The organism is Brytella acorum, from assembly GCF_029309905.1.
Classification (GTDB): domain Bacteria; phylum Pseudomonadota; class Alphaproteobacteria; order Acetobacterales; family Acetobacteraceae; genus Brytella; species Brytella acorum.
Map to the genome: position 1 here is coordinate 1 of NZ_JARBJP010000029.1, position 4308 is coordinate 4308.

The 4308-nt window shown below is 43.0% G+C and carries 4 protein-coding genes; 3 read left to right on the plus strand and 1 reads right to left on the minus strand.

The window, feature by feature from the left end; all coding sequences use genetic code 11:
• Positions 1 to 156: 156 nt before the first annotated feature.
• Entirely contained in the window at positions 157 to 513 is a 357-nt protein-coding gene (locus tag PWM43_RS15225) for a hypothetical protein (protein ID WP_289843316.1), read from the minus strand.
• 851 nt (positions 514 to 1364) lie between these two features.
• Here PWM43_RS15225 and PWM43_RS15230 point away from each other — a divergent pair.
• The 3 genes from PWM43_RS15230 to PWM43_RS15240 all read left to right on the plus strand — a co-directional run bounded on the left by PWM43_RS15230 (position 1365) and on the right by PWM43_RS15240 (position 4136).
• The gene (locus PWM43_RS15230) at positions 1365 to 1835 is read left to right on the plus strand and encodes a primase C-terminal domain-containing protein (RefSeq protein WP_289843317.1); all 471 of its coding nucleotides are present in this window, start codon (positions 1365 to 1367) and stop codon (positions 1833 to 1835) included.
• 21 nt (positions 1836 to 1856) lie between these two features.
• Positions 1857 to 2096 carry a hypothetical protein gene (locus tag PWM43_RS15235; RefSeq protein WP_289843318.1) on the plus strand — a complete coding sequence of 80 codons (240 nt, stop codon included), beginning with the start codon at positions 1857 to 1859 and terminating at the stop codon, positions 2094 to 2096.
• An 843-nt stretch (positions 2097 to 2939) separates the two neighbouring features.
• On the plus strand, positions 2940 to 4136 hold the full coding sequence (locus PWM43_RS15240; RefSeq protein WP_289843319.1) for a DUF4268 domain-containing protein: 1197 nt from the start codon (positions 2940 to 2942) through the stop codon (positions 4134 to 4136).
• Positions 4137 to 4308: the final 172 nt, after the last annotated feature.

Consider the following 4308-nt stretch of genomic DNA (forward strand, 5'->3'; position numbering starts at 1 on the left):
GCCATGAGACTGGCTCTGTTGGTGCTGGCTATGGCGCGAACCTGTCCAGAGCCGTGGCTCAGCAGTTCATCGACAAAGTGAAGTTTCCCGTGTTTCTGGGAGGGCTGGTTGATATCCACGGCAGTTTTTCGTGAGTTGAACAAAGGAGCCATCTGGTTAAACGGAATCCTCTTCCTGTTTAACTGCGTGTCCCTTTCTCACCGATGTCATACATTTCCTGACCAGTGTGGTTGCCTGTTTTCTCATGCTGTCAGGAGCATCTATTCCCATCCCCTGAAGCCGTTCCATCAATCCAAGAATAGCAGAAGCATCATCCAGCCGGACCAGTGGCTTTATGCCTTCTGCCAAGGCTACAGCCCTGCTCTGGTTCCTGTCCCGTTTGATTTTCTCGCGGATAGCCATGGTCAGCCATTCCCCGACCCTTGTTCCTTCTTTCTGGCATTGCGTGATGACGGCCTGACGGACATCAGCAGGAACACCACGAACGCCCCATATCTTTTCATTCTCTTCCATTCAGTTCTCTCTTGTTAAACGGACTACGTAAAACAAGTTTAACGAGATAAATGGCAAGAAAGAAGAGAAAATATACAAGACGTTAAACAGCATCAGAAAAGTTTTTTTTGACTATAATTATTCAATATATTTCATCGCATAGATAATATACTTGCAATTATTCCATATTTTGATGTTTAATAATAAAAAAGGCCAGATGCGGAAAACATCTGACCTGAAAACAGGATGGGGACAAGCCATCGGAGTATTTTTCTTACTGTTAAGTTTGATTATGTATTATTTGAAAGAATTAGTCAAGAATAAAATGTAAAAATATCCCGATTTTTTCTCCATCGCAGATATGGAGAATTGATAATGGGATTAGTATTAGAAAAAAAGCATACAATCAAGCCAAGATTTACAGCATGAAACACTTCCAAAATGGTGGAAGCGTGATTGCTCCATGCTCGTGAATTCATTCATGGTGATTCAGGAAATCTTTCCAGAGTTATCCCGTATGGCTCAGTATTTTCTTCCAAAAATGCCGAGAAAGATTCGAGCTTCCTAGAACCTTCGGTCTATCAGCATCAGCCACTACACTGATTTTTATAATTTTTCAAAAGGCATATTATTGCCTTGGATATCATTCGATTCAAAAGAGGCCCGCAACGTCCTTCTTTATGATATTGACCATAAAGACGCTTGGAACCTTATAAAGAAACTTCCAGCCTGCATTCGTCCCCATATTGTCATGGACCCGCACAAAGGCACGGCTCTGGGGATTATATCACTCAGGTCACCCGTTCTCCTCAATGGTCACACGAAGCCGGTGGAGCTTGCTGAAGCGTGTCATCAGATGATGGCAAAATATCTTGAACGCTACCCCTCTTCCACACGGTTCAGTCGTCAAGAATCCATTCGGCATGATGGATAACGTAATAGGTTATCTGCCCCGCATCGGTGGGCCTTACTCGCCTGCAATATGGTTTCAGCATGACCAGAGGAAATGCTGGCACACGATACCAGGTGCTCAAGATGTGGAATTGAAGGACATCCTGAAGCACCTGAAAGCCGATTACGGAGAAGTCTGTTCCAAAGGCACCCGCAGGCAGTTTGTAAAACGCGGAGATCCATCGACTTTAGGACGGAATTGCGCGGTTTTCGACCTCGTTCGGTGGTATGCCTATGACCATTATGAAACCGATTATGCTGCTCTTCTGGATGAAGCCGAGACCGTCAGTCAGACTTTCTCTGACCCTCTTCCTCATAAGAAGCTTGCCAGTATAGCCAAAAGCATCAGCAGGTTCATGCAGAACCGCTACAATGGTAAGAAATACAGCTGAAGGCATATCAATCGAGGCATCATGAAACTGGAAGCCTCTCAGCTTGATATAAAAAAGAAGCAGAAACTCTCCGCACATTGCACAAACGATATTAAGAGAGAAAAGACCGAAGCACTTATCTTTCAGGCTCTTGAGTCATGGAGCCCCGAGTTGAAGCTAAATCAAAAAAATCTCTCAAAAATATCAGGCATTCAACTCAGAACCATCCAGAAAAAATGGAACGAACCAGAAGTCCAAGCTATGCTCTCAGAGCATAACTAACGGTTGAGACCCTGCAAAAAAGGAGTCGCATTACGGTGTCTATCAGGGTCTTACCAAGGAACGCGCTGGTAGGATGATTCTTATTAGGGAGTATACGCACACGTGAGGGATGAGAATAAGAAACCTGTTTAAGGGGGGATTATGTCGGAACCTGGCTACGAACGAAGGAATAGGCAAGGTTCCCCGTATGGACCAAAGATTATAAAAAAGAATCTCTTTCTCATCCGTACAGGATCACACGGTATAAAATGAATATGTTTATTACACTATAAACTGCTTTTGGGCTGGGGTCCATTGTCTCTGCACTAATTCAGGCACGAGTAACATTATGGTCAAAAGATAATGACAGACGGTTTGAAGAGAAACAGAAAGCGTTTATCGGTCTTCTCGAAGCGTACCATAAGGCTGCTGTCGAAGGAACAGATGAGGCTGGAAAAGAGTTTGCTTACTGGCAACTGAGATGTGAACTGGTTGCCTCTCGTGATGTGTGCAAGGCCATTTCAGAAATCGTTAAAACCAACGATGACAGACCCGCACGCTTTATTGCTCATGAAGAACTAAAAAAATCAATGAGAGCAGATTTGGGTGTTGCAATTAAATAATTTTATTATGTGAAACTCAAAGGATGGCTCTGAGTGACTTTCTTTCTCTTTTTCGTAGTTTGTATCGTCTGAGTGGCAAAACGTCGCTCTACGGACTTTAAATGACTTTTTTAGAGTGTTTTGATTTTTCGTGGTTCTGTATTTTCGGCAGACATCACTTTTGCCCTTCACACCAGCCCTGACTTGTCGACATCTTCTGTCCGATAGAAGGTAGCAACATCAAAGTAGCAGGAGCTTCAGTGTGTTTAAGGTGGTCCGCAATACAAACCGCATACAGCCATTAGTCAAAAAAAGGTTCAGTGATTTAGGCTTCAAAGAGCGCGACCACATTCAGGAATGGCTTGTTTATCAGCCAGACGCACTGGGGGAAGAACTCCTCATCATCCAGAAAGAGTTCGATGGGTTTGACGACACGAGGGAACGACTTGACCTTCTCGCATTGGACAAAAAAGGTAACCTAGTTGTCATCGAAAATAAGCTGGACGACTCTGGTCGTGATGTTGTGTGGCAGTCGTTAAAATACACTGCTTATGTTTCAAGCTTAAAAAAAATACAAATTATCGAGATTTATCAGGACTATCTCAACAGATATGAAGGAGGAGGGGTCGCAAGCGAGAAAGTTTGTGAGTTCCTTGAGATTGATGACATTGATCCCGCTGTTCTCAATTCAGGGAACAGCCAGCGCATTATGCTTATCGCTGCCCGGTTCAGAAAGGAAGTTACGGCAACAGTTCTTTGGCTTATCAGCCGTGGCATCGTAATACAGTGCTTCAAAATAACTCCATATTCCATGGAGAAAGAAGTACTTATAGATATAGACCAAATTATACCGCCGCCAGAAGCCAGTGATTATATGATTGGCATTTCTTCCAAAGACAATGAAGAAGCTACTTCACAAGGCATCCAAAAGGAACGACATCAAATACGTGTCGATTTCTGGGCTTACTTGCTAGACATATTCAAGGAGAAGGGCGTGGAGCTTTATGCTAACGTCAATACAACCAAGGACCATTGGTTGAATGCTGGCTCTGGATTGAGTGGTTGTCCTTACACTTTAGTTTTTGGAAAAACAGAATCCAGAGTGGAGTTGAATTTCTTAAGAACTTCTACTGCATGGAATAAATGGATGTTTGACAGATTTTATCAATCTAAAAGTGAGATTGAGAATAAATTAGGGATGGCATTGGAGTGGAAGAGACTTGATAATAAAAAATCAAGTAAAATTTCAATATCGCATCAATTTGATGGGTTTGATAAAAAAAATTGGCCCAAAATTGCAGAGTGGATGGCTGACATAGTTGTAAAAATAAAAAATGTAATGCAACCGTTTTTGGAAAAATATGGAAAGGAAATTAAATCTGTACAGTTTGAAGATACAATTGATAATGAAGAGGATAATGCGAACGAGTTGGATTCTCTTTCCTCTCAGCCCGTCTGAATATTCGAAGAGCCTTATCCAGAAGGATTATCATGTGAGGTAATTCTTCTGACTCCCCTCGTTTCCCGATGGATACCTTTAATCGACTCTGTTGCGCAAATGGCTGCGGCGGGATTCACGGAGTGAGGGCAGTCTGGTAGCGGGTTGGCATGAGCAAGCCGCGCCCTGTGAC